This window comes from Cellvibrio sp. PSBB023 (genome assembly GCF_002007605.1).
In the GTDB taxonomy this organism is placed as follows: Bacteria; Pseudomonadota; Gammaproteobacteria; order Pseudomonadales; family Cellvibrionaceae; genus Cellvibrio.
In genome coordinates this window covers 348,418-373,441 of the sequence record NZ_CP019799.1, presented here as the reverse complement: position 1 = coordinate 373,441, position 25,024 = coordinate 348,418, and the positions used below count along the sequence as shown (strand labels likewise).

At 48.4% G+C, this 25,024-nt stretch carries 23 protein-coding genes; 8 read left to right on the top strand and 15 right to left on the bottom strand.

Annotated features, from left to right (window positions below):
• Window positions 1-34: 34 nt before the first annotated feature.
• The 13 genes from rnhB to pyrH all read right to left on the bottom strand — a co-directional run bounded on the left by rnhB (window position 35) and on the right by pyrH (window position 13,014).
• Complete coding sequence (rnhB, locus tag B0D95_RS01715; protein WP_078045582.1) at window positions 35-640, bottom strand: ribonuclease HII; 606 nt, start codon at window positions 638-640, stop codon at window positions 35-37.
• 5 nt (window positions 641-645) lie between these two features.
• Window positions 646-1,806, bottom strand: coding sequence for a lipid-A-disaccharide synthase (gene lpxB / locus B0D95_RS01710; protein ID WP_078042290.1), 1,161 nt, complete (start codon window positions 1,804-1,806; stop codon window positions 646-648).
• A gap of 51 nt (window positions 1,807-1,857) precedes the next feature.
• Window positions 1,858-2,628, bottom strand: coding sequence for an acyl-ACP--UDP-N-acetylglucosamine O-acyltransferase (gene lpxA / locus B0D95_RS01705; RefSeq protein WP_078042289.1), 771 nt, complete (start codon window positions 2,626-2,628; stop codon window positions 1,858-1,860).
• Window positions 2,629-2,661: 33 nt separating this feature from the next.
• Complete coding sequence (gene fabZ, locus B0D95_RS01700; protein WP_007642969.1) at window positions 2,662-3,099, bottom strand: 3-hydroxyacyl-ACP dehydratase FabZ; 438 nt, start codon at window positions 3,097-3,099, stop codon at window positions 2,662-2,664.
• A 38-nt stretch (window positions 3,100-3,137) separates the two neighbouring features.
• On the bottom strand, window positions 3,138-4,154 hold the full coding sequence (gene lpxD, locus B0D95_RS01695) for a UDP-3-O-(3-hydroxymyristoyl)glucosamine N-acyltransferase (RefSeq protein WP_078042288.1): 1,017 nt from the start codon (window positions 4,152-4,154) through the stop codon (window positions 3,138-3,140).
• Between the two features lie 13 nt (window positions 4,155-4,167).
• Entirely contained in the window at window positions 4,168-4,680 is a 513-nt protein-coding gene (locus B0D95_RS01690) for an OmpH family outer membrane protein (protein WP_244904661.1), read from the bottom strand.
• Between the two features lie 38 nt (window positions 4,681-4,718).
• Window positions 4,719-7,358, bottom strand: a complete 2,640-nt coding sequence (gene bamA, locus B0D95_RS01685) for an outer membrane protein assembly factor BamA (protein WP_078042286.1) — start codon at window positions 7,356-7,358, stop codon at window positions 4,719-4,721.
• A gap of 70 nt (window positions 7,359-7,428) precedes the next feature.
• The gene (rseP, locus tag B0D95_RS01680; RefSeq protein ID WP_078042285.1) at window positions 7,429-8,781 is read right to left on the bottom strand and encodes an RIP metalloprotease RseP; all 1,353 of its coding nucleotides are present in this window, start codon (window positions 8,779-8,781) and stop codon (window positions 7,429-7,431) included.
• 22 nt (window positions 8,782-8,803) lie between these two features.
• Window positions 8,804-10,003, bottom strand: a complete 1,200-nt coding sequence (ispC, locus tag B0D95_RS01675; protein ID WP_078042284.1) for a 1-deoxy-D-xylulose-5-phosphate reductoisomerase — start codon at window positions 10,001-10,003, stop codon at window positions 8,804-8,806.
• Between the two features lie 3 nt (window positions 10,004-10,006).
• Window positions 10,007-10,861 (bottom strand): phosphatidate cytidylyltransferase, encoded by an 855-nt coding sequence (locus tag B0D95_RS01670; RefSeq protein ID WP_078042283.1) that lies wholly within the window; start codon window positions 10,859-10,861, stop codon window positions 10,007-10,009.
• Window positions 10,854-11,552 (bottom strand): polyprenyl diphosphate synthase, encoded by a 699-nt coding sequence (gene uppS / locus B0D95_RS01665; RefSeq protein ID WP_244904813.1) that lies wholly within the window; start codon window positions 11,550-11,552, stop codon window positions 10,854-10,856. Before uppS ends, B0D95_RS01670 begins: the two co-directional genes overlap by 8 nt.
• 173 nt (window positions 11,553-11,725) lie before the next feature.
• Window positions 11,726-12,283 (bottom strand): ribosome recycling factor, encoded by a 558-nt coding sequence (gene frr / locus B0D95_RS01660; protein ID WP_078042281.1) that lies wholly within the window; start codon window positions 12,281-12,283, stop codon window positions 11,726-11,728.
• A complete protein-coding gene (gene pyrH, locus B0D95_RS01655; protein ID WP_039911917.1) occupies window positions 12,280-13,014 on the bottom strand; it encodes a UMP kinase in 735 nt (244 codons plus the stop codon). Before pyrH ends, frr begins: the two co-directional genes overlap by 4 nt.
• Window positions 13,015-13,242: 228 nt before the next feature.
• On the opposite strand from pyrH, the gene B0D95_RS01650 reads away from it, so the two are divergent.
• Window positions 13,243-14,556, top strand: coding sequence for a GGDEF domain-containing protein (locus B0D95_RS01650; protein WP_168172381.1), 1,314 nt, complete (start codon window positions 13,243-13,245; stop codon window positions 14,554-14,556).
• Between the two features lie 120 nt (window positions 14,557-14,676).
• On the opposite strand, the gene tsf is transcribed toward B0D95_RS01650, so the two are convergent.
• Together tsf and rpsB are read right to left on the bottom strand one after the other, a co-directional pair.
• Complete coding sequence (tsf, locus tag B0D95_RS01645; protein ID WP_078042279.1) at window positions 14,677-15,546, bottom strand: translation elongation factor Ts; 870 nt, start codon at window positions 15,544-15,546, stop codon at window positions 14,677-14,679.
• A 123-nt stretch (window positions 15,547-15,669) separates the two neighbouring features.
• Entirely contained in the window at window positions 15,670-16,407 is a 738-nt protein-coding gene (gene rpsB / locus B0D95_RS01640) for a 30S ribosomal protein S2 (protein ID WP_078042278.1), read from the bottom strand.
• 332 nt (window positions 16,408-16,739) lie between these two features.
• Between rpsB and uxuA the strand changes: the two genes are divergently transcribed.
• The 7 genes from uxuA (at window position 16,740) to dapD (ending at window position 24,968) form a co-directional block, all read left to right on the top strand.
• Entirely contained in the window at window positions 16,740-17,936 is a 1,197-nt protein-coding gene (gene uxuA / locus B0D95_RS01635; RefSeq protein ID WP_078042277.1) for a mannonate dehydratase, read from the top strand.
• 183 nt (window positions 17,937-18,119) lie between these two features.
• Window positions 18,120-18,890, top strand: coding sequence for a type I methionyl aminopeptidase (map, locus tag B0D95_RS01630; protein ID WP_078042276.1), 771 nt, complete (start codon window positions 18,120-18,122; stop codon window positions 18,888-18,890).
• Between the two features lie 3 nt (window positions 18,891-18,893).
• A complete protein-coding gene (locus B0D95_RS01625; RefSeq protein ID WP_371452902.1) occupies window positions 18,894-21,680 on the top strand; it encodes a [protein-PII] uridylyltransferase in 2,787 nt (928 codons plus the stop codon).
• A gap of 17 nt (window positions 21,681-21,697) precedes the next feature.
• Window positions 21,698-22,897, top strand: a complete 1,200-nt coding sequence (gene dapC, locus B0D95_RS01620) for a succinyldiaminopimelate transaminase (RefSeq protein ID WP_078042275.1) — start codon at window positions 21,698-21,700, stop codon at window positions 22,895-22,897.
• Window positions 22,894-23,568: an endonuclease III gene (nth, locus tag B0D95_RS01615; protein WP_078042274.1), complete on the top strand. Its 675-nt coding sequence runs from the start codon at window positions 22,894-22,896 to the stop codon at window positions 23,566-23,568. Before dapC ends, nth begins: the two co-directional genes overlap by 4 nt.
• A complete protein-coding gene (locus B0D95_RS01610; protein WP_078042273.1) occupies window positions 23,565-23,909 on the top strand; it encodes an ArsC family reductase in 345 nt (114 codons plus the stop codon). The genes nth and B0D95_RS01610 overlap by 4 nt, the downstream gene beginning before the upstream one ends.
• 27 nt (window positions 23,910-23,936) lie before the next feature.
• Window positions 23,937-24,968: a 2,3,4,5-tetrahydropyridine-2,6-dicarboxylate N-succinyltransferase gene (dapD, locus tag B0D95_RS01605; RefSeq protein WP_078042272.1), complete on the top strand. Its 1,032-nt coding sequence runs from the start codon at window positions 23,937-23,939 to the stop codon at window positions 24,966-24,968.
• Window positions 24,969-25,024: the final 56 nt, after the last annotated feature.

The following is a 25,024-nucleotide window of genomic DNA, read 5'->3' as shown; positions in this document are numbered from 1 at the left end:
AGTATTTACTTAAGGCGAGAAGAAAAAAGGAGGATCAGAATAAAGCGATCTGTTCAATTCTGGCTCTGACAGGCGCGTAAGATCGACGATGGATAGGCGTAACCCCCAAACGTTCCAAAGCATCCATGTGCACCTTTGTGGGATAGCCTTTATGGTCTGCAAAACCGTAACCAGGGTACACCTTATCCAAGGAAACCATTTCGCGATCACGTGTCACCTTGGCAAGAATTGAAGCCGCACTGATCGCTGCCACACGACTATCCCCTTTTACCACTGCTTCGGCAGTGTATTTCCATTTGGGTAATTTATTGCCATCAACCAATACATGCTCAGGCTCTATAGCCAAGCCTTGCACAGCACGCGTCATTGCCAGCAAGCTCGCTTGCAATATGTTCAAACTATCAATTTCAGCTACCGAAGCGCGAGCAATACACCAGCTTTTGGCCTTTGCCTGAATTTCATCAAATAATAATTCACGCTTTTTTTCTGTCAGTTTTTTTGAGTCATCTAACCCCATAATAGGATTTCGTGGATCAAGAATAACTGCGGCAGCAACCACATCGCCCGCTAATGGCCCGCGCCCTACTTCATCGCAACCAGCACAAAGTTCACCTTGATAAATACTGATAAATGGCTCAATCACAATTAGACCTGTTTCGCTACGGGGGAATGAATAAGTGCTGCAATCGCGTCAGCAGCTCGCGCACTGGCGTCGCGCTTCAATTCAAGGTGCATTTGTGCAAATGTCTGGCTGAGCGCCAGGGTTTGCTCAGGGTTATCAAAATAATTCATCACAGCAGCAGATAATGCTTCCGGTGTTGCCTTATCCTGCAACAACTCTGGCACCAACAATTTTTGTGCAAGTAAATTAGGCAGTGAAATCCAAGGGGTTTTAACCAACCAGGACAAAATTTTAAAGGTAAGTGGTGCCACCTTATAGGCAACTACCATAGGTTTTTTTAACAACAAGGCTTCCAAGGCTACCGTACCCGAGGCTAGCAATAACACATCCGCCGCGGCCATTACTTCATGGGAATGACCATTAATTAATTGAATCGGGTAATCGACAAAATCATTCATCGCTATATGCAGTTGGCGATAACGATCTGGGCTGGCCGCAGGAATGACAAATAACAACCCGGGATCCTGCGCCAAACAATGCACGGCCGCCTGCATGAATACTTCACCCATGCGCTCCACTTCACTGGCTCGACTACCGGGTAACAAGGCGACAATACGCCCCTGTTCGGGTAGCCCCAGTGATTGTCGTGCGGCAACCTTATCAACCTCGAATGGAATTTCATCTGCCAAGTGGTGCCCTACAAATTCCACGGGCACATTGTGTTCTTGATAAAACTTTGCCTCAAACGGCAGCAAGGTCAGCATTAAATCCACTGCGCGGGCAATTTTAAAAATACGCTTTTGTCGCCACGCCCAGACTGAGGGGCTGACGTAATGTACCGTCTTAATCCCCTTCTCTTTTAAGGAAGCTTCGAGTGGAATAGTAAAATCGGGTGAGTCGATACCAATAAATACAGCGGGAGGAGTCTTGATGAAATGTTCGCGCAAAAATCGACGAATGCGCAACAATTCTGGCAGTCTTTTTAGCGGTTCGATCAACCCCATCACTGCAAGGCGATCTTGAGGAAAATAGGAATGAAAACCCAAGGCTAACATGCGCGGACCGCCGATACCGGAGAACTGCGCATTGGGGAAATGTTTGCGCAATTCTTGCATTAACGCCGCCCCGAGAATATCTCCGGAGGCTTCTCCGACAACAATACCTATGTGTATGTGATCAGACACTCAGCCCTCCGGATTTTATAACTCGGCACAATGACTCTCGCAAAAATAGCGTTAGCGAACGATACCGCGCGTTGAAGCGTTTAATGAATCGATTAATACTTGTAATGCTGGTGAAGTAGCAGCCAAGGGATTCAATTCCGCCAGCGCTTCATCAAGTGTTAAACCACGGCGATAAATAATTTTGTATGCCTTGGTCAACAAGGCAATATCGTCTTTGGTGAAACCGCGGCGACGCAGCCCCTCGACATTAATATTTTTGGCTTCTGCCGGGCTACCCGTCACCATGACATAGGCAGGAACATCCTTACCTATAGCGCTGCCCATACCAGAAAAACTATGAGCACCGATCTTGCAAAATTGATGGACCAGCGTAAAACCACTGAGGATCGCCCAATCACCAATATGCACATGGCCGGCAAGTGCCGCATTGTTAACCAGAATGCAGTGATTACCAATAACGCTGTCATGACCAACGTGCACATATGCCATGAGTAAATTATGGTTGCCAAGAGTGGTTTCACTGCGATCCTGAACGGTACCGCGATGAATGGTTACGCCTTCGCGAATCACATTGTGATCACCAATAACCAGACGTGTTGGCTCTCCCTTGTATTTCAAATCAGGCGTATCTTCACCAATTGAGGAGAATTGAAAAATGCGATTATGTTTACCAATTTTAGTGGGGCCTTTCAGCACAACATGGGATGCAATGACAGTGCCTTCGTCTATCTCTACACCGGGGCCAATGATTGTCCAAGGGCCAACCTGCACATCAGGCGCAAGCTTGGCATCAGGATGAATGATTGCAGATGGATCTATCAAAATACTTTCTCACTGAATTCAGTAATCGTCGTCTTAAACTTTACGATCGGCACACAAAATAGTTGCGGATGCCGCTAACACACCATCTACACTTGCTTTGCATTCAAACTTCCATATGCCGCGCTTTTCTGAAATCACACGCGATTCAAGTTGCAGGCGATCACCTGGTACAACCTGTCTTTTGAAGCGAACATCATCAACACCAGCGAAGAGATAAATAGAGCCATCTTCCGGTTTTTTATTCATGGTTTTAAAACCCAAAATACCGGATGCCTGCGCCATAGCTTCAAGAATCATTACACCTGGGAAAACCGGGTTTTGAGGAAAGTGACCATTGAACACTTCTTCATTCACAGTGATATTTTTGTAGGCAATAATTGATTCACCTTCAATCAGCTCTACTACGCGATCCACTAACAAAAACGGATAGCGATGCGGGAGATATTCACGGATTTCGTTAACATCCATCATGGTTAAGCCCCAAGGAATAAATAGAAATTATATGTACGCTATTTGCGTTCAAGTTTTATTAAGCGTGTCGCTAATGAATCCAACTGACGAAAGCGCGCCGCATTTTTACGCCAGTCTTTTGTCTGCGCAAGCGGAGTACCGGAAGAATAAGAGCCAGCTTCGCTAATTGAGGCAGATACCAAACTTCGGGCCGTAATATGAACCTTATCTGTCAAAGAAATATGTCCCACAATCGCCACCGCACCGGAAATAGTACAATTCGCACCTATTGTAGTGCTTCCTGCTATCGCGGAATGGCCTGCGATTGCGGTATTTTTGCCAATTCGTACATTGTGGGCAATTTGGACTTGATTATCGATGATGACACCGTCAGCAATCCAGGTGTCATCCAGAGCGCCGCGGTCAATACAGGTACAAGCGCCAATCTCAACATTATTACCAATAACTACACCACCTAATTGGTGGATCTTAAGCCAGCCCCCCGCTTGGGGCGCGAAGCCAAAACCGTCAGCGCCGATTACACAGCCGCTGTGCAGAATACAATTTTCACCAATGGTAATACCGTGATAGATACTAACATTTGCGGCGAGGCGTGTGTTTTTTCCTATCAGGCTATCGTCACCGATATAGCAGCCAGGGCCTATAACAACACCTTCAGCTAAGGTCACAGCATCGCCAATAACGGCATTTGCACCGATAGACACATCACTTGCGATAACACAATTCTCACCAACGACAGCAGTTGGATGAATACCAATCGCCGGCACAGGTGCAGACGAAAACAACGCTGAAGCCCGCGCGTAGGCGATATAGGGATTAGTTGTCACTAATTTATTACCGCTGAATTCATCCTGTAAATCAGGATGAATCAGCAGTGCACCCGCTTGGGTAGAGGTCAAATACTTTTTATAGGCAGGATTAGCAATAAAACCAAGGCTATGGGCATTGGCATTTTGCAATGTTGCCAGCGCGCTTATTTCATGCTTTGAATCACCAACCAACACAGCATCCAGATGTTGTGCCAGTTCAAGCAATTGATAAGAGCGCTTCACTATATACTCGCTTTGATTATTTGGCTTTGTTCAAAAGCTCAGTCACTTTTGGAGTCAAATCATTTTCAGGCTTTGCCATCATGACTGATTTGGCATCAACGATCATGCTGATGTTTTCAGATTCAACCAATTGCTTCACTACTGCTTCCATTTTTGGACCCAGCTCTTGCATGATTTGCTGCATCAGCGCTTGTTGCTCGCCCTGCAGTTTCTTGCCCTGGAACTGATAATCTTGCCCCAAGCTTTGCAATTTCTTTTCACTTTCTGCGCGCTTTTCAGCACTCCAGGTCATACCGTCTTTTTGATATTCCGTTTGAAGTGCTTTGATGTCGGCAGCCAAACCATCCAACTTCGCTTTGGCAGCGGCAAAATCAGCACTTTTCTGCAATTTATCAAACTTGGCCTTGGCGGCGGCGGTACCCATCACTGCACCTGTTGGATCCAGCACAACCACTTTTCCCTGTGCAAATGACACAGCAGATACCAGAGATAACGCAATAGCAGCAAACATCTTTTGTGTAACAGTCACAATTTATTCCTCTGAATAATTAGCCCAACAAATTATTATTAAAACGTTTGTCCCAATGAGAATTGGAACACTTCTGTACGATCATACTCATTTTCCTTAAATGGCTCGGCAATACTAAACGTCATTGGTCCGAAGCCAGAAATCCAGGTTAAACCAAAACCAACCGATGCGTTAATGCGATCAAGATCCACATCATAGCAATTCAACTGGGTCGCGCCACAGTGGGTATCAAATACATTACCGGCATCGATAAAGAACGTGGTTTGTAACGAGCGCTGATCTTTGATAAATGGCAGCGGGAACAATATTTCGGCACCGCCTTGAATCAAAATATTACCGCCAAACGCACCACGTGTTCTGCCTACCAAATTATTGGTATTTACATTTGAAATCAGATTCCCTTCATCACATGTCACGTTCGACTTATCTCTGTAGTTCGGCGTATCAGGGTCGGTACAAAGAATATAAGCAGGGTTGCTCAATTCGTTAGACTGTTGAATACCATCACCATTCACATCATCCCATGTGGTTGCAACAGAAACCGCTTGACGAATATAGGTACTGCGAGGCCCCAGGGTGTTACGTTCAAATCCGCGTACAGACCCAAAGCCACCCGCATAATAATGCTCGAAGAATGGCAACTCATCCAGATCACCATAAGCAGATGCATAACCCAAGCGAGTGTGGAGACGCAGCGTTAAGGATCGAGTTAGAGGCTGGAATATCTGCCCAGTGTAGTTAATTTTGTAATATTGCAAATCACCACCAGGCAATGAAATTTCTACACCCAATTGTTGTGAGGCACCACGGTTAGCAAGAATCCCCCTATTAAGAGTAGATCTAAGCCAATACATACTCACCTGTGCATCATTGAATGTATCGCCATAAATATCCAGAAAGCCAGGTGTTCCCAACATACTTTCATCTACTGTTTTAATCTCAAAGCTACCGCTGGGATAATCCAAGCCCAACAATTGGCGTATGGTAAGCTCGTAATTTTCATCTTGGGTAATATAGCCATAAGTCGGATTCCAGATAGGCGTACGAATAATTTCCTGAGATGAATAGCTGGTAGGTTCTACCTCCAGACTACGCAAACCTATATCAAAGCCGATACGCTCAATATCAGAAATGGGATAGCCGAAATTGATTTTGCCACCATAGACATTCGTACTGTACGGCGTGACATTGTATGAACCGTAATCGCTTTTGGTGTAGTACAAGCTTAAACCACGGCTAACACCATCCGGCGTAAAATAAGGATCGTTGTAGTTAAAGTTGTAAGCGGTTTGATAACGGTTATGGCTAAAGCTGAAGCCAACCTGCTTACCCGTTCCGAACCAGTTGTTTTGTTGAATACTGGCTGAGAATAAGAGGCCTGAGTATTGCGCATAACCAACCTGCAACCCCATGCTGCCGGAGGGTTGTTCTTCAACGGTATATTCAACATCAATCTGATCAGAAGTTCCTGGAACTTCTTTATTCTCAACTTTCACTTCTTTGAAGAAGCCCAAGCGTTCCAAACGGACTTTGGAATGTTCAATTTGTGCGGAGTTGGCAGACCCCCCCTCCATTTGACGCATTTCACGGCGTAACACTTCGTCAACCGTTTTTGTATTGCCGCGGAAATTAATACGATTTACATAGGCACGCTTGCCAGGTTCGATGAAGAAGGTAATTTTTACCGTTTTGTCGGCGTCATTGCGCTCTGGCATACCTTGCACTTTGGCAAAAGTATACCCTTCATTACCCAAACGCTTGGTGACATATTCTTCTGATGTGGTCATCAAAATCTGGGAGAAAATCTGATCTTTTCTCATCAGGATCATGCTGCGAATAATATTTTCATCAATCGCCGGATCACCCGCTAGGTCAATATCGCTGATTCGGTAAATCTCGCCTTCAGTAATATTCACTGTAATGAATATTTTGGATTTATCTGTGCTCAACGAAATTTGTGATGAATCAATTTTGAAGTTGAGGTAGCCGCGATCCAAATACCAGGATTCCAATCGCTCCAGGTCACCTTTCAATTTTTCCCTGTTGTATTTGTCGTTACCGGAAATCCACGACCACATGCCAGTTGTTTTTAATTCAAACAGGTCGATCAGCTCTTCTTCGCGATAGCTGCTATTGCCAACTATGTTAATTTGCTTGATGCGTGACGGACTACCCTCATCAATATTCACCAGCACCTTAACCTGGTTACGCGGCATGTCTTCGATTTCAATTTTGACGCTGGCCCCGTAGCGACCCTGGTTAACATATTCGCGCTGCAATGCCTGGGTAATACCTTCAAGGGTAGCGCGTTGGAAAATTTGCCCTTCCGATAGGTTGTTGTCTTTGAGGCTGTCCATCAGGTTTTCTGTTTTGATGGCCTTGTTGCCTTTCAATTCAATTTTATTGATTGCCGGGCGCTCTTTGATCACCAATACCAGCACATCGCCATCGCGCTTGATTTCGACATCGGAAAAGTAGCCTACCTTGAATAGCTCACGAGTAGCGCTTTGAATATCAGCCTGAGTGAGTAGATCGCCGACACGGATTGGCAGCGCACTGAATACAGACCCCGCTGAAACGCGCTGCAACCCCTCTACGCGAATATCGCTTACACGGAAAGTCTGTGCATAAACTGTACAGGACAGGAAGAGTGCCAGAAAACAGCCAAAAACTCGCATCGAAACTCGCATCATAGAATCTGTTCTAATCGTAAATGAATGTTGGTTACGGCCCGGCAACACTGCCAGATTAAAGCCGCATGATGTCGTTATACAGCGCTAGCACGCTTAGACTGATGACCAAGAAGAGTCCAACCTGATACCCCAGCATCTGCACTCTGTCGGACACCGGTTTTCCCTTAATTACTTCAATGAAGTAATAAAATAAGTGACCGCCATCCAATACCGGGATAGGTAAAAGGTTAAATACTGCGAGGAACACACTCAGCAGAGCGACAAAACCAATAAAACTCCTCAAACCGCTCTCGGCTGAAGAGCCCGCCACCTTAGCAATGGTTATCGGTCCACTCAAGTTTTTCGTGGAAATTTCGCCAAGAATCAATTTTTTGACTGATAAAAGTACAAAGCCTGAGGTTTCCCAGGTTTTATTGACCCCGGCAACAAAGGCGCCAGGCACAGAATACTCATAAGTACGGATCATAGAGTCAGGAATAGAGCCAGCCTTCGCACCCAGTCCAACCCGACCGACCAGCACGCCCGACTCTTTAATCGACTCAGGAACAAGGTTCAGGGTTAATTCTCTGGCATCACGCTCAACCACCACAGCAATACTCTTGCCCGGATGTTGACGCACATAATCCACCCAGCTCTGCCAGTCATCAATCGCAACACCATCGGCCGAGATCAGGGTATCACCACTCACAAAACCGGCAGTCTCTGCAGCGCCACCCGCCACAACTTCATCGACAATGGGTGGTATTTTGGGTAAGTACAGGGTGATGCCCAATCCGGCAACCGGATCTGGATCACCGGAATCCCTAAGCCAATTATTCAATCGCCCTTCTGACTCATAGGTAAAGTGAGAATCCGGATAAGCGACCTTAAAGCGTATTGCACCACTCTCACCCAAGCGATTAAGTAGTGCTTTATTAAGCGCCTGCCAGGTAGGCGTGGGTATGTTATCTATGGCAATAATTTCCTGCCCTGCTTCCAAGCCGGCTTGTTCAGCAATGGAACCCGGCTCAACACTACCAATTTGCGGAATAAGGTCGCGCTGGCCTTGCAACAGGAGTATCCAGAACAGGAGTATCGCCAGTAAAAAATTAGCCAAAGGCCCGGCGGCAACTATGGCGATACGCTGCCAGACTGTTTTATTGTTAAACGCCTTGGATCGCTCTTCCTCTGCCACCGGCGCTTCACGCTCGTCCAGCATTTTGACATAACCGCCCAAGGGTAATGCAGCGAGTGCATACTCTGTACCCTGCTTATCACGCCACGACCAAAGCACCTTGCCAAAGCCAATAGAAAAGCGCAGCACTTTCACACCGCAGCGACGGGCGACATAAAAATGCCCAAACTCATGGATAGACACCAAAATCAACAGTGCGACAACAAATGAAATAATTGTCTGAATCAACGACATAAGGACTGCCCCGGGATAATCATCACCAGCTCTTGATCAATTGACTGGCCAAGGCACGAGCCTCGGCGTCTGCACTTTGAACCTGTGCCAAACTGGTTGGTTCAACGGCGTCAAGACGCGTCAACACATGGTCGATAACTTGAGCGATTTGATCGAAACGAATCTGCCGTGCAAGAAAGGCGGCTACAGCGATTTCATTCGCCGCATTCAATAGTGCGGGGGCAGTGCCAGAGACATCTGCCGCTTTCTGCGCCAATCGCAGGCAAGGAAAGCGCTGTAAGTCAGGCGCACTAAAATCAAGGCGCGCTGTTGCAATAATATCGAGGCTTGCCACACCGGATTCAATCCGCTCAGGCCAAGCCAGGGCATGGGCGATGGGGGTACGCATATCCGGGTTACCCAACTGGGCAAGCACCGAACCATCGATATACTCCACCATCGAATGAATCACACTTTGCGGATGAATGACGACTTGCACCTGATGCGGACGGGTATTGAACAGCCAGCAGGCCTCAATCAGCTCAAGCCCCTTGTTCATCATACTGGCTGAATCGACGGAAATTTTCTGCCCCATGCTCCAATTTGGATGGGCACAGGCCTGCTCCGGCGTGACATGCGGCAAATCGGCAAGCGGCGTGTTACGAAATGGACCGCCAGATGCCGTCAGGAGAATTTTACGCACCCCACTTGAAACCAAGCCACCGGCCAAATAGTCGCTGCGATGATTTGGCAGGCACTGGAAAATCGCATTATGCTCACTGTCAATCGGCAGCAGCAGCGCACCACTTTTATTCACTGCCTGGGTAAACAGGCCACCTGCCATCACCAAGGCTTCTTTATTAGCGAGCAATACTTTTTTACCAGCCTGCACTGCCGCCAGCGTGGGTAGCAGACCTGCAGCACCGACTATAGCGGCCATCACTGCATCGACCTGCCCATGAGCAGCCACCAATTCCAGCGCGGCCAACCCTTGTAGCACCTCGGTATTACAACCTTGTTTACGCAGTTCACGTGTTAATTCACTCGCGGCACTGGCGTCATTTAGCACGGCATAGCGCGGCTGGTGCTGCAAACATTGGGTAGCCAATAACTGCCAACGACGATCCGCCGTCAGGGCAAATACCTTATAGCGGTCTGGGTGACGGGCAATCACATCGAGTGTGCTGACACCAATGGAGCCGGTCGCACCCAAAATCGTAATATACTGAACCGCTGGCTGCATGACCTAGAATCCTGCTGTTGTCGAGAATGCACCACTGGCCAATAATGCCAGCGCAAATACCGGCGCCGCTGCTGTAACACCATCGACACGATCAAGGATGCCGCCATGCCCGGGCAAAATAGCGCCACTGTCTTTGATGCCCGCATGACGCTTAAGCATACTTTCCAACAGATCCCCCAGCACTGACACAAGGCTGGTAGGCACAACCAAGGCAAGCATCAACAGGAGACTCACATCCAGACAGACGCTCAACAACAGCGCCAGTACACAGTTGGCAACAAAGCCACCGGCAAAACCTTCCCAGGTTTTGCCGGGACTAACAGCAGACGCCAACTTGGCGCGACCAAAACGCTTGCCGGCAAAATAACCACCGCTATCTGCCACTGCCACAATCAGCATTAGCAGTAAAACTAACCATGCCCCGGAAGTGTGCTGACGCACATAAACCAATGCCACCCAAGTAGGCAACAATACCAATAACCCTATCACCAACCGTGAGGCTTTATGCCCCCACAACAGAGCGCTGCTGGGATAACCCTGCACCAATAACAATGCAAGTGCCCACCACACACAACCAGCAACCAGCAATTGCTGGACAGCATGGGAATCCAACGCAGGGCTACCACTACCATCAAACCCGAGATAAACCGATACCACAAACAGCGCAAGCAGAATAAACAGCGTGTAGAGGCAACGCTGCCAAAGCGCAGAAAACCCCGCGAGATTAGCCCACTCCCACGCGCCAATCAGCACGATTGCGCCGATAAAAAAAGAGAAATAACCCGCAGGCAGGCCAAACAGGGCTGCAATAAAGATGATCGCCAATACCAAGGCGGTGATTACGCGCTGCTTAAGCATTCAATGCACCCGCTTCAATTTGATCACTGGTCATACCAAAACGGCGCTGACGCTCGTAGAAGTTGGCAATCGCCTTTTTTAATTCATCGCCGTCAAAATCAGGCCAGAGTTTGTCGCTGAAATAGAGTTCCGCGTAGGCGCATTGCCACAACAGGAAGTTACTGATGCGAACTTCACCCCCGGTGCGGATCAACAAGTCCAGAGGCGGCAAGTCCGCCAAGCAGGTATGCGCATGCAATACAGATTCATCAATCGCCGCTACGTCCAAATGCCCTTCACTGACGCGCTGCGCTAAGGTGCGAGCTGCTTCGGCAATATCCCAGCGACCGCCATAATCAGCAGCAATTACCAACGTCGTTTTACCGCCTGCCGTTAATGCCTCAGCGGCAGCAATCGCTTTTTGAATTGCCGGACTAAAACGCTCACGGTTACCAATCACCCGTAACGCCACACCCTTCTTTTTGAGCGCTTTGGCTTCATTTTTTAAATAGAGGTGAAACAGCGACATCAAGGCATCCACCTCCATGGGAGGGCGACGCCAGTTTTCACTACTGAAGGCAAATACGGTGAGCACTTCCACGCCCTGATCCTGACAGGCGGCCATCACATCACGAATGCGCTCAACACCAACCTTATGACCGGAAACCCCCGCCATACCGCGCTGTTTTGCCCAGCGGTTATTGCCATCCATAATGATCGCCACGTGGCGAAGACTATTATCAGTCACGCGTACTCTCCCAGCGACAGGCCAGCATCGGATTCTCACCGACAACCCGTTTTTTGTTTTTGTAATGAAATTATCTAGTCGTAGTGCGGGAAGCAGAGCCGCCTCCCGGAAGGATGCGACTCGCCAGATGATGCAGATTACACAGCCATCAAATCAACTTCTTTGGCTGCCAGCGCTTTATCCACTTCAGCGATGTATTTATCGGTAATTTTTTGAATATCGTCCTGTGCACGGCGATCCTCATCTTCACCAATGGCTTTGTCTTTCAGCAGCGCCTTGATATCGCCCAGCACATCGCGACGCACATTACGCACAGCAACGCGGCCATTCTCTGCTTCAGCACGCGCCTGCTTGATGAAATGCTTACGCGTTTCCTCAGTCAGCATCGGCAATGGAATACGAATCAGACCATTAGTGGTAGAGGGATTCAAACCCAAATCGGATTTCATGATCGCCTTTTCAATCTCGGGCACCAGATTGCGCTCCCAAGGGCTAATCGACAGGGTGCGTGCATCTTCGATATTGATGTTAGCCACTTGTGACAGAGGGGTCGGTGTACCGTAGTAATTCACGCTAATACCATCCAACAGACTGGGGTGAGCACGGCCAGTACGGATTTTATTGAAATTGTTCGCCAGTGCTTCAACAGCTTTTTTCATGCGCCCTTCAGCGTCTTTTTTAATATCATTGATCATGATTTATCCTCTTCAATCAAAGTACCTTCATTACTGCCAACCACGATATTCAACAGCGCACCGGTTTTATTCATACGGAATACGCGCACCGGCATATCGTGCTCGCGACATAAACAAATCGCTGTCAGATCCATTACACCTAATTTTTTATCCAGTACTTCGTCGTAGGACAAACGATCATACTTGGTGGCCGTCGGGTCTTTTTTCGGGTCTGCAGAATAGACACCATCAACCTTGGTTGCCTTGAGCACTATATCGGCATCGACTTCAATACCGCGTAAACAAGCCGCAGAATCGGTGGTAAAAAACGGATTACCAGTACCTGCCGAAAAAATAACCACCTCACCGGAGTTCAGGAAACGTACAGCACGACGGCGATCATAGTGCTCAACAACACCACTCATGGGGATAGCTGACATCACCCGAGAGGAAATATTGGAGCGTTCAAGCGCATCGCGCATCGCCAGCGCATTCATGACTGTGGCCAGCATTCCCATATGATCGCCAGTCACTCGATCAAGGCCAGCCGCACTTAATGCAGCACCGCGAAACAGGTTGCCGCCACCAATGACCAAACCAACTTGTACGCCAATGCCAACCAATTGACCGATTTCCAGGGCCATTTTGTCGAGCACTTTAGGGTCAATACCAAATCCTTCCGTACCCATCAGCTCTTCACCGCTGAGCTTCAATAAAATGCGCTTGTACTTTTTATCTCTGGGGCTGGACATAAATGCTCTCCAAAACAATGAGTTAGCCGCAAATGCCCACACCTACTGAGGGGCCGAAAAATCGGTGCAGTGTAACAGAAATCAACAAAACAGGTGACCCAAGTTGATCGCATTTCGCAAGGCAAGCAGGCAAATGAAAGATTTACCTGCCTAATGTCGACCTGACGTTGAAACCTGCATTTATTGGGCAATACTTGGTGGATGGTTTTTCAAGGGAGCAAACCGCCAATGAATGACAAAAGCTTTAACTCCATCCTGCTAGCCGTCATAGTGGTGACCATTTTGCTCGTTGTGGGCGTGCACTTTATCCCCGATAAACGCTTGGCATTAATCTCAAACCCAAGCATCCCCCTCTTCCTTAACAGCGAGCCACTGACTGATGGCACCCCATCATCTGAATGGACTAACGAGGAGTACACCAGCTGGCAATGCAATTATCCGGACAATTTTGACGGGGACTACTTTCCCTGTGGAATAACCATGGATTTGTCCAGCACTATCGATCAAGGCAGGGATTTATCGGGTTATGAAAATCTGACCATTCACATGAATTACACTGGCCCAGCCAATAAAGTCCGAATTGCCATTCGCAACTACAACCCCACCTATTCCAATGTAGAAGATCGAAACAGCACCAAATTCAATGCAGTACATCTTCACACCAAGGATCTGAACCGGGAACACAAGCTGGCACTAACAGCATTTACAGTTGCCGACTGGTGGCTAAACCAGTTCAACATTCCATTCGCCCGGGCCGCACCGGAATTTACCAACGCCATTTCCATCACCATCGACTTTGGCGGCCCCGAGCAACCGGGCACGCATCAATTTTCTATTGAGAAATTCGAATTACACGGCGAATGGATCAGCACTGAGCACTGGTATCTCGGCATACTCTGCCTGTGGATGCTAGGCATTTTTATTTTTGCGATTAAGAAATTGATCAAGCTGAATGCACAGACCCAGCACGACACCCATATCATCAATCAACTGAGCAACACCAACGAACAACTCCGCGAAGAGACGAATAAGTTTCGCCGCTTGTCGACCGTCGACCCACTAACCCAACTCTACAATCGCTTTGGCATTGACCAGATTGTCGCCAGCTTAGCGGATCAGAATCACCCGGAAACCTCAGCCAAGTACGCACTCATCATTACCGATATTGATCACTTCAAACAAATTAATGATCAACACGGGCACGACAAGGGTGACCTGGTGCTACAGCACATCGCCAACATCATTCAAGACAATATGCGCGCAAACGACTTTGTTGGCCGATGGGGCGGAGAAGAATTTGTGATGATTATGCCCAGCACCAGCACAAAAATAGCGATGTCTATTGCGGAAACCATTCGCAACACCCTGGCCAATAGCAAAGTTAAACTCAATGGAGAGATTCAACTGAGCGCGAGCTTTGGCGTGAGCGAACATCAACCTAACGAGGATTTTGCCACCTGCTTCAAGCGCGCCGACAACGCTCTGTACAAAGCAAAAGAGCTGGGGCGAAACCGCTGCATTCTAGCTGAGGATAAACTTTAGAAGAGCGCGCTTTTATTTCCAATTTTATGAGAGATGGAAATAAATAACCTAAAAATTCAGACCAATAAAAAACCCGCGCAATGTAAATTGCGCGGGTTTTTTAATATCCGTAAAAACGGATTAAGCTTTACTAGCAGCTACCTGAGCAGCAACTTCAGCAGCAAAGTCCACAACCGCAACTTCGATACCTTCGCCCACTTCCAAGCGCACAAAGTTCTTAACGGTTGCGCCAGCAGCTTTAGCGAATTGAGCAACAGTTTGCTCTGGATTCTTAACGAAAGCCTGATCAACCAAGCTAGCCTCTTTCAGGAACTTGCTGATACGACCACCAATCATCTTCTCAACGATTTCAGCAGGCTTACCAGCCATATCAGGTTGAGCACGGATAATTTCTTTCTCTTTTTCTACCAGATCAGCTGGCATTTGGTCGGAGCTAACCACTTGTGGATTAACTGCCGCTACGTGCATAGCAACGTCTTTAGCAGTCTCTTCATTACCACCTTCCAATTGAACCAGTACCGCAATGCGGTTGTTCAAGTGCAGGTAACCACCAACAACACCACCTTCAACCAGGCTAATACGACGAACACTGATTTTTTCGCCGATTTTTTGTACCAACGCTTCACGCGCTGATTCCAACTCGCCTGCCATAACAACAGCAACATCAGTTTGTTTGGTAGCAAATGCCTTATCCAACACGCTGTTCACGAAAGCCAGGAAGCCAGCATCGCGCGCCACAAAGTCAGTTTCAGAGTTAACTTCAATAACAACACCGTAGCTGTTATCTGGAGCAACTTTAACAGCCACTACACCGTCAGCCGCCGTACGGCCTTCTTTTTTAGCGGCCTTCAAACCAGAAACCTTGCGCAGGTTTTCAATGGCCAGTTCGATGTCACCATTGGCTTCGCCCAAGGCTTTTTTACATTCCATCATGCCCAGACCAGTACGGTCACGCAGTTCTTTTACCAAAGCAGGAGTAACAGCTGTCATGGATGTGTCCTCAATAAATGTTCAAATTCAAAGTTGAAAAAAGGGGGCCAAGCCCCCTCTTCCGACAACGCTGCGCTTATGCACAAGCTGGCAGCGCTTTGGTCGCTTGATTACGTCGCGAGATTACTCAGCAGCGCCTTCGGCAGCTACGTATTCATCTTTGTTTGGCACAGAAGACGCTGACTTGGAACCTTCCAGACATGCATCAGCAATGGCAGACACATACAACTTGATCGCACGAATGGCGTCATCGTTACCTGGAATTACGTAGTCAACACCTTCAGGGTTGCTGTTAGTATCAACGATACCAATAACAGGGATACCCAACTTGTTGGCTTCCTGAATCGCAATACGCTCGTGATCAACGTCGATAACAAACATTGCATCAGGCAAACCAGCGATATTTTTGATACCGCCAATTGAACGCTCAAGCTTCTCCATATCACGAGTACGCATCAGCGCTTCTTTTTTGGTCAACTTGGCAAAAGTACCGTCTTCGCTCTGGGTGGTCAGCTCTTGCAAGCGACGGATAGAGGCGCGAATGGTTTTGTAGTTGGTGAGCATGCCACCCAACCAGCGGTGACTAACAAAAGGCTGGCCAGCGCGGATAGCTTCTTCTTTGATGGTCTTTTGCGCAGCGCGCTTGGTACCAACAAACAGAATCTTTTTCTTTTGAGAGGCCATTTGTTGAATCAAAGCAAGAGCTTCGTTGAACGCAGGCACAGTGTGCTCAAGGTTAATAATATGGATCTTGTTACGCGCACCAAAGATGTACTTGCCCATCTTAGGGTTCCAGTAACGGGTTTGGTGACCGAAGTGGACACCGGCAGACAACATATCGCGCATGCTTACTTGTGGCATTTTAGTATTCCTACTGGGTTAGGCCTCTATATACCCCGCTAACCAACCATCATGGACGCTATACAGCAGCCATTGGGCACCCAGGTTTTGCGTGTCGGTATATATGTGACGTTGGTAAATTACATTTAAAAACGGATTTTTCTTCCTGCGCTGGCGACAGCCTCCGCAAAAAGAGGCGCGCTTTATATCACAAACAACAGGCAGAATAAACCAAAAAGTAAGCCCCAAGCCTTGCATCCAGCCATCGAAAAGCAAGATTCCCCTCTAGGACAAACACCACACTACTTGTATACTAGTTCGCATCACACTCTGTAAATTGTAGCGAGACCACCATGAAAGAGACCTGGCGCTGGTTTGGCCCAAACGATACCGTCAGCCTGCAAAGCATTGCGCAAGCAGGCGCAACCGGCATCGTCACCTCCTTACACCACATACCCACAGGTGCCGTCTGGCCCCTTGAGGAAGTGCTGGAACGCAAAAAAATCATTGAAGATCAAGGACTTGAGTGGGCTGTTATCGAAAGCATCCCGCTTCACAACGATATCAAGACCCGCACTGGCAACTACCAGCAATACATCGACAACTACAAACAGTCCATTCGCAATGTGGGTGCAGCCGGTGTTTACGATGTCTGCTACAACTTTATGCCGGTCGTCGATTGGACTCGCACCAACCTTAATTACACCCTGCCCAACAACGCCCGCGCGCTGCGTTTTGAGATGAGCGATTTTGCGGCCTATGATGTTTATATCCTGCAACGCCCCGGCGCCGAACAGGACTATCAGCCTGAGGTGCTCACCAAAGCCAAGGCTCGTCTTGATGCCATGAGCAGCGAAGAAAAAGTGCTGCTGGAGAAAAATATCATTGCCGGACTACCCGGCGGTGAAGGCTCTTATGATCGCGATGGAATTCGCGCCGCTATCGATCTCTTCATCAAAATGGGCGATGACGGCATGCGTGCCAACCTGTTTGCCTTCCTGCGCGAAATTATTCCTGTAGCCGAAGAGGCCGGAGTACGCATGTGCATCCACCCGGATGACCCACCCTTCTCGCTGTTTGGACTGCCGCGTGTTGTATCTACCGCCGATGATGCTCGCGCACTGCTCAACGCCGTACCCAGCCCGGCAAACGGCTTAACACTCTGCGCCGGCTCTTACGGCGCACGCTGTGACAATGACCTGGTTGCCATGGCGCGTGAATTCGGCGAGCGCATTTACTTTGTGCACCTGCGCAACATTAAACGCGAAGCCGATGGCTCCTTCTTTGAATCGGATCACCTGGATGGCGACAACGATATGGTCGGCCTGATCGATGCATTATTAGAAGAAGAAAGTCGCCGCAAACAGCAAGGCATTAACCTGCCAGCCATTGCGATGCGCCCGGACCACGGCCACCTGATGGGTGATGAAATTGGCAAGCCCGGCATCAACCCCGGCTACTCCTATGCCGGGCGAATGAAAGGGCTGGCTGAATTGCGCGGCGTTATTCACGCCCTCACCCAAGTGCGCACTCACGGGCTTCACCGATAGACTCAGCCCCCCTTCCCCATGAGTCAGGCGGTCTTTACCGCCTGACCTCTCCCTTCTTATATATCACTGCTGCAAATCCAGAGACTGCTATAACCCTGATAGAGGATTGATTTTGGTCAAAACAGGTCGGAATCGTTTAGAATGTTGTAACTTTCTATTCACCCGCCGAGATACCCTGAATTCATGTCAGTAACTATCAAAACTCCCGAAGAAATCGCCAAAATGCGTGTCGCAGGCCGCATGGCAGCCGAAGTATTGGAAATGATTGGTCAATATGTGCAGCCAGGCGTAACCACCGCCGAACTGGATAAGATCTGCCACGATCACATAGTGAATGTGCAAAAGGCCATCCCCGCCTGCCTGGGTTACCGCGGTTTTCCCAAATCAATTTGCACCTCGGTGAATCAGGTGATTTGCCACGGTATTCCCTCCGAGAAAAAAGTGCTGAAAGCGGGCGATATCGTCAATATTGATGTCACTGTGATCTATGAGGGTTATCACGGCGATACCAGTGCTATGTACTTTGTTGGCACACCCGCCCCTCATGCCGAGCGTTTGGTGCAGGTGACTCAGGAGTGCATGTACAAAGCCATCAAACTGGTAAAACCCGGTTGCCGCCTGGGCGATATAGGCCACGTTATCCAGCAACATGCTGAATCCAATTACTATTCCGTAGTGCGCGAATACTGTGGCCACGGTATTGGCAAGGTGTTTCATGAAGATCCGCAGATCCTTCACTATGGCCGCCCGGATACGGGAATGGAATTAAAAGAAGGCATGTGCTTCACCATTGAACCGATGATCAATGCAGGCAAACCCCACACCAAACTGAAAAGCGATGGCTGGACCGTAGAAACCAAAGACGGCCGACTCTCGGCACAATGGGAACACACCATGGTCGTCACCCGTGACGGTGTTGAAGTTTTTACCGCACGTACTGGCGAAGTATTTTAATTTATGAGCATTTCCGATTTTATCGCGCGTGTTTTCAACAAATCCTCACAACCTGAACTGGATACCAGCGATAGCGTCGCCACTCCCCCAATAGATACTCCGGTATCTATGGAGGAGGTGCCTTATTTTGAGCGCCCCTTATTCTTTTTTGACCAGAGCCGCTTTCGCCGTGCCTTGGCGGAAAAGCCCATTATCGGGGTCTTTAAAGATGCGATAAACGCCGCGAGCACCCAAGCCAATCGTCGCTTTATTGAAGGCGAAGATATTCGCAGCTTGGTGTACGAGCGCGCGCTGTTCATCGATTGCATACTCCACTATGCCTGGCACCAATTCCGCTGGCCTGCACACATCAGCCTGGAAGCCGTTGGTGGTTATGGACGCGGTGAGTTGCACCCCTGCTCTGACATTGATTTGTTAATACTGCACCACCCCGAAGTCTTTGAAAGCTGCAAAGGAAATATCGAAAAATTTCTCACCCTGCTGTGGGATATAGGACTGGAAATTGGTAGCAGTGTGCGCACCGTTAAACAAACTATTGATATAGCGCGCACCGACATTACCGTAGCGACCAATATCATGGAATCGCGTACCTTGGTGGGCGATAGCTCCCTGCGTCACGAATTAATGAAAGAAGCCGCGCCAGATAAAATCTGGTCGATTGAAGAATTTTTCAGCGCTAAATACCAGGAACAATTGGATCGCCATAAAAAATATAACGATACCGAATACAACCTGGAACCCAACATCAAAAATGCGCCCGGCGGCTTGCGCGATATTCAGACCATCAATTGGGTTACCAAACGCTACTTTGGTGTGCGCACCATTAAACAATTGGAAGGCAAAGGTTTTTTCACCGACGAAGAGTTTTCACTGATTAACTCCGGCGAAGAATACTTGTGGCGTGTGCGCTATGCATTGCATATGGTTGCCAAGCGCCCGGAAGAGCGGCTGCTGTTTGATTACCAGCGTGAGATCGCCAAATTATTCGGTTACAGCGACAACCATGAAGGCCTTGCTGTTGAGCAGTTCATGCACAAGTATTATCGCACTGTGCTTGCCCTGCGCGAGCTTAACGATGTGGTGCTGCAATTTTTGTCCGAAGCGATTTTACAAAAAGGCAAAACCAAAAGTGTGGTGTCTATTAATGAGCGCTTTCAGTTGCGCGATAATTTTATCGAAGCAACACACACTTATGTCTTTGAGGAAAACCCGTCCGCGCTGTTAGAAATGTTTGTGCTTATGGCACAAAACCCGCAGATCCAGGGAGTGCGTGCTTCCACCATCCGCTGGATTCGCGAAAGCCGTTATCTTATTGACGATAACTTCCGTAGCAACCCTAAAAATACGCAATTATTTATCAAACTCTTGCAGCACCCTGCTGGATTGGTTGAGCAGTTAAAGCGTATGTCGCGCTACGGTATTCTCGGCCTGTACCTGCCAGAGTTTGGTCAGGTCACCGGGCAAATGCAGCACGACTTGTTCCATATCTACACCGTGGATGCACACACATTAAAAGTCGTGCAGAACATGTGTAACTTTTTACTGCCCTCCGCCAAAGAAGATTTTCCTGTCGCGGCAACTATCATGACACGCTTGCCCAAACTGGAGCTGCTGTACATTGCCGGTTTGTATCACGATATTGGTAAAGGACGCGGCGGCGATCACTCCACGTTGGGCGCGGTTGACGCCGAAGAATTTTGTACTCGCCACGGTATATCACCGCGCGAAACCCGTCTGATTTGCTGGCTGGTGGAAAAACATTTGTTGATGTCGCAAGTATCGCAAAAACAGGATATTTCAGATCCGGATGTAATCCATAAATTTGCGCTTACTGTTGGTGATCAGTTGCACCTTGATTACCTCTACTGCCTCACAGTAGCTGATATTAATGGCACCAACAAAGAACTGTGGAATACCTGGCGCGCCAGTCTAATGCGCAACCTGTATTTGGATACTCGCCGCGCATTGCGGCGCGGTCTGGAAAACACTGTCGACAAACACGACCTGATTGAAGAAACGCAGCAAGCTGCCATTCGCAAACTGGCACGCAAAGGGCTGAGCAAAGAGCAAGTGGTTGCGCTGTGGGGCGATATGGATGAAGACTATTTCCTGCGTGAAAACTTTACCGATATTGCCTGGCACACCGAAGCAATTGCCGCGCGTACCGATGACAAACCTTTAATCCTGATTAAAAAAACCACCAGCAAAGAATTAGCCGGTGCTACACAAATTTTTGTGTACAGTAAAAATCAGAAGAATGTGTTCGTTGCGGCCGCCACTGCCTTGAGCTTGCTCAACCTCAGCATTCAGGATGCCAAGATTTACAGCTCCAAATCCGGCTATACCATAGACACTTTTTTTGTGCTCAATGAAAATGGTGAGCCCTTGGGCAACAATCAAACACTGCTGAAAAAAATCCAGCAAGCGCTACTGGAAGAATTGAGTTTGGTGGATAACTATCGCGATATCATTGGCCGCCGCACACCGCGCCGACTCAAATACTTTGCCTCACCTACTCGCACATCACTCAGCACCGATACCATTCGCAATTGCAGTGTGCTGGAAGTTATCAGTCCCGATCGCCCCGGCTTGCTGGCCTGCATTGGGCGAATCTTCATGGACTATGATATCCAGCTACTCAACGCCAAAATCGCCACCTTGGGCGAGCGCGTAGAAGATATTTTCTTTATCGCCGATAACGATGGAAAGCCCTTGGGCGATGTCACTTTGTGTGAACAGTTGCAGCAAGAAATTCGCGAACAACTCGATAAACGCGTCGATAAACATTAATTATTGTTGATGAGATTATGAATCCGGATTTAAACCATCTGCATCCCTATCCGTTTGAAAAACTGGCTGCACTCAAGGCAGCCGTTACTCCCCCAAGCGCGTTAACCGACATTATGTTATCCATTGGCGAACCCAAACACGAACCGCCCGGGTTTGTATTGGATACACTCGTCAATAACTTGAATAAATTATCCAACTACCCCACGACCAAAGGGTTACCGGAATTGCGTACTGCTATTGCCGCGTGGGCGACAAAACGCTTTCAGTTGACCCCGGGCAGTTTTACCGCAGACAAGCATGTACTGCCAGTGAACGGGACACGTGAGGCACTGTTTGCCTTTGCGCAGGCAATTATTGATCGCAGCAAACCCAATCCGCTTGTAGTATCGCCCAATCCGTTTTATCAAATTTATGAAGGGGCGGCGATTCTCTCGGGAGCAGAACCCTATTTTCTGAACTGCACACCCGACAATAATTTTATTCCGGATTTTGCCGCCGTCCCGGCCGCCGTATGGGAGCGCTGCCAATTATTATTTATTTGTTCACCCGGCAATCCTACCGGCGCCGTTATGAATTCAGCACAATTGAAAGAGCTGATTGCACTTGCGGATCAATACGATTTTGTTATCGCTTCTGATGAATGCTACTCAGAATTGTATTTTGATGAACAACACCCACCAGTAGGTTTATTACAAGCTTGTGCAGAATTGGGGCGCGATGACTTCGCGCGCTGTGTGGTATTTCACAGCTTGTCCAAGCGCTCCAACTTACCCGGTTTACGCTCCGGCTTTGTAGGCGGTGATGCCGACATTCTGGAAAAGTTTTTGCTGTATCGCACCTACCACGGGTGCGCCATGCCTGTACCAACCCAACTAGCCAGTGTTGCCGCTTGGCAGGATGAGCAGCATGTTATTGCCAACCGCACCGCTTACCGCGAAAAATTCGATGCAGTACTGAAAGTGTTGGATGGTTGCCTGGACGTACAGAAACCAGACGCCAGTTTTTACCTCTGGCCTAAAACACCGATTAAAGGCGAAGCCTTTGCACAGCAATTATTTGCCCAGCAAAAAGTGACCACTTTGCCTGGCAGTTATTTAGCACGTGAAGCCAATGGCATTAATCCCGGTGAAGATTATGTCCGCCTGGCATTGGTTGCTCCGCTGGCAGAATGTATTGAAGCTGCCGAGCGCATCAAAGCTTTTGTAAAAACACTATGAGTGACGCTGTAAAAAATTTGAGCAAGGCGGAGCGGGTTAAATTTATTTTGCAACGATTGCAAAGCCTCTACCCTAATCCGCCGATCCCCTTGCATCACAAAGACGCTTACACCTTGTTGGTAGCGGTACTGCTATCCGCCCAATGTACCGATGAGCGCGTGAACACGGTGACACCGGCACTGTTTGAATTGGCAGATAATCCATTCGACATGGCGAAAGTGCCGGTCGAAAATATTCAAGCCATTATTCGCCCTTGTGGATTATCACCGCAGAAATCCAAAGCGATTTCAGTGTTATCCAACATGCTGGTCAATGAACACAATGGTCAAGTACCCCAGGATTGGGACGCACTGGAACGGCTGCCCGGTGTGGGTCACAAAACGGCCAGCGTAGTCATGAGCCAAGCATTTGGGGTGCCTGCGTTTGCGGTAGATACCCACATCCATCGCCTTGCCCAGCGCTGGGGCTTAACCAACGGCAAGAATGTGGTGCAAACCGAAAAAGATTTAAAACGCCTGTTCCCGCAAGAGAGTTGGAATGCACTGCATTTGCAAATTATTTATTACGGGCGTGAATTTTGCTCCGCACGCGGTTGCGATGGCACTGTGTGTGATATTTGTCGAACCTGTTACCCCAATCGTAAAAAACCTAAAATTGTACTGAAACCATGATTACCTTATACGGCATTAAAAACTGCGACACAGTCAAAAAAGCCCGCGCATGGCTTGAACACCATAAAGTGGATTATCACTTTCACGATTTCCGTGCCGATGGTTTGGGTGAGCCTCAAGTCAAAAAGTGGATTGCTGAAATCGGTTTGGAAACACTGGTGAACAAACGCAGCACCACCTGGAAAGAATTAAATGACAGCATCAAAGACAATTTTAATGCTGACACGGCCGTAGCAGTGATTGTGGAAAATCCAACGCTGATAAAACGCCCATTACTGGATACCGGCACACAAGCATACGTCGGCTTTAAAGACGCCGAATACAGCAAGATTTTTAATTAATTATTTGAACTATTGTCAGGAAAAAATATGACTCAACTTTACGCATTAGGCTTAGGCATCGGCACCCAGAACGCAAAAGGTGAATGGCTGGAAGTATTCTATGCCCAACCCGTTCTCGCTCCATCAGAAGCTGTCGCACGTGCCATTGCCACTATTGTCGGCTATAACGAAGGTAACCAAGCAATTGCCTTGACCACCAACCAAGCCAGTGAAATCGCCCAAGCTCTCACTATTGCCGGTGATAGCGCGCAAGCAGAATTGGCAAAGTCACTGGCTACCAGCAAACGTCCTCTGGTTGCTACGTTGCTCGCGACAGACACTAACCCGACGTCTGTACCGGAAGGTTATTTAAAATTACATTTGTTGTCGCACCGCTTGGTTAAACCACACAACACAGTGCTTGCCGGTATTTTCGGTGTACTGCCCAATGTTGCCTGGACCAACCAAGGCGCTATTGATGTTAACGAACTGCCCGCACGTCAATTGCAAGCGCGCTTGAATGGTGAAGAACTGGAAGTATCCTGCGTGGATAAATTCCCTAAAATGACCAACTACGTTGTGCCTAAAGGCGTGCGCGTTGCGCACACTGCACGCGTGCGTTTGGGTGCATACCTGGGCGAAGGCACCACCATCATGCACGAAGGTTTTGTTAACTTTAACGCGGGCACCGAAGGCCCGGCGATGATTGAAGGCCGTATTTCTGCCGGTGTCTTTGTCGGTGCCGGTTCGGATTTGGGCGGCGGTAGCTCCACCATGGGCACCTTGTCGGGCGGCGGAAACATTGTCATTTCTGTTGGTAAAGAGTCATTGATTGGCGCTAACGCCGGTATTGGTATTCCACTGGGCGACCGTTGCAAAGTAGAATCCGGCCTCTACATCACTGCTGGAACTAAAGTGGTGGTCTTAGACGATGCGGGCAACGAAGTGAAAACTATCAAAGCGCGTGAACTTGCCGGTGTGAATGATTTGGTATTCCGCCGCAATTCCATCACGGGCCGCGTGGAAGTGGTTACCAATAAAAGTGCGTTGCAATTAAATACTGCATTGCACGCGAATTAATTTGATTGGTTCGGGCGCAATTTATTGTGCCCTGATGAATACAGAATAATTTACAT

Bases quoted from the DNA above. Each gene is read 5' to 3' on its own strand.
- map (WP_078042276.1), top strand. From the start codon at position 18,120: ATGTCAGTAACTATCAAAACTCCCGAAGAAATCGCCAAAATGCGTGTC.
- B0D95_RS01610 (WP_078042273.1), top strand. From the start codon at position 23,565: ATGATTACCTTATACGGCATTAAAAACTGCGACACAGTCAAAAAAGCC.
- tsf (WP_078042279.1), bottom strand. From the start codon at position 15,546: ATGACAGCTGTTACTCCTGCTTTGGTAAAAGAACTGCGTGACCGTACT.
- dapD (WP_078042272.1), top strand. From the start codon at position 23,937: ATGACTCAACTTTACGCATTAGGCTTAGGCATCGGCACCCAGAACGCA.
- ispC (WP_078042284.1), bottom strand. From the start codon at position 10,003: ATGCAGCCAGCGGTTCAGTATATTACGATTTTGGGTGCGACCGGCTCC.
- dapC (WP_078042275.1), top strand. From the start codon at position 21,698: ATGAATCCGGATTTAAACCATCTGCATCCCTATCCGTTTGAAAAACTG.
- frr (WP_078042281.1), bottom strand. From the start codon at position 12,283: ATGATCAATGATATTAAAAAAGACGCTGAAGGGCGCATGAAAAAAGCT.
- rseP (WP_078042285.1), bottom strand. From the start codon at position 8,781: ATGTCGTTGATTCAGACAATTATTTCATTTGTTGTCGCACTGTTGATT.
- nth (WP_078042274.1), top strand. From the start codon at position 22,894: ATGAGTGACGCTGTAAAAAATTTGAGCAAGGCGGAGCGGGTTAAATTT.
- pyrH (WP_039911917.1), bottom strand. From the start codon at position 13,014: ATGTCCAGCCCCAGAGATAAAAAGTACAAGCGCATTTTATTGAAGCTC.
- uppS (WP_244904813.1), bottom strand. From the start codon at position 11,552: ATGGATGGCAATAACCGCTGGGCAAAACAGCGCGGTATGGCGGGGGTT.
- B0D95_RS01625 (WP_371452902.1), top strand. From the start codon at position 18,894: ATGAGCATTTCCGATTTTATCGCGCGTGTTTTCAACAAATCCTCACAA.
- bamA (WP_078042286.1), bottom strand. From the start codon at position 7,358: ATGCGAGTTTTTGGCTGTTTTCTGGCACTCTTCCTGTCCTGTACAGTT.
- B0D95_RS01650 (WP_168172381.1), top strand. From the start codon at position 13,243: ATGAATGACAAAAGCTTTAACTCCATCCTGCTAGCCGTCATAGTGGTG.
- uxuA (WP_078042277.1), top strand. From the start codon at position 16,740: ATGAAAGAGACCTGGCGCTGGTTTGGCCCAAACGATACCGTCAGCCTG.
- rpsB (WP_078042278.1), bottom strand. From the start codon at position 16,407: ATGCCACAAGTAAGCATGCGCGATATGTTGTCTGCCGGTGTCCACTTC.
- B0D95_RS01670 (WP_078042283.1), bottom strand. From the start codon at position 10,861: ATGCTTAAGCAGCGCGTAATCACCGCCTTGGTATTGGCGATCATCTTT.
- fabZ (WP_007642969.1), bottom strand. From the start codon at position 3,099: ATGATGGATGTTAACGAAATCCGTGAATATCTCCCGCATCGCTATCCG.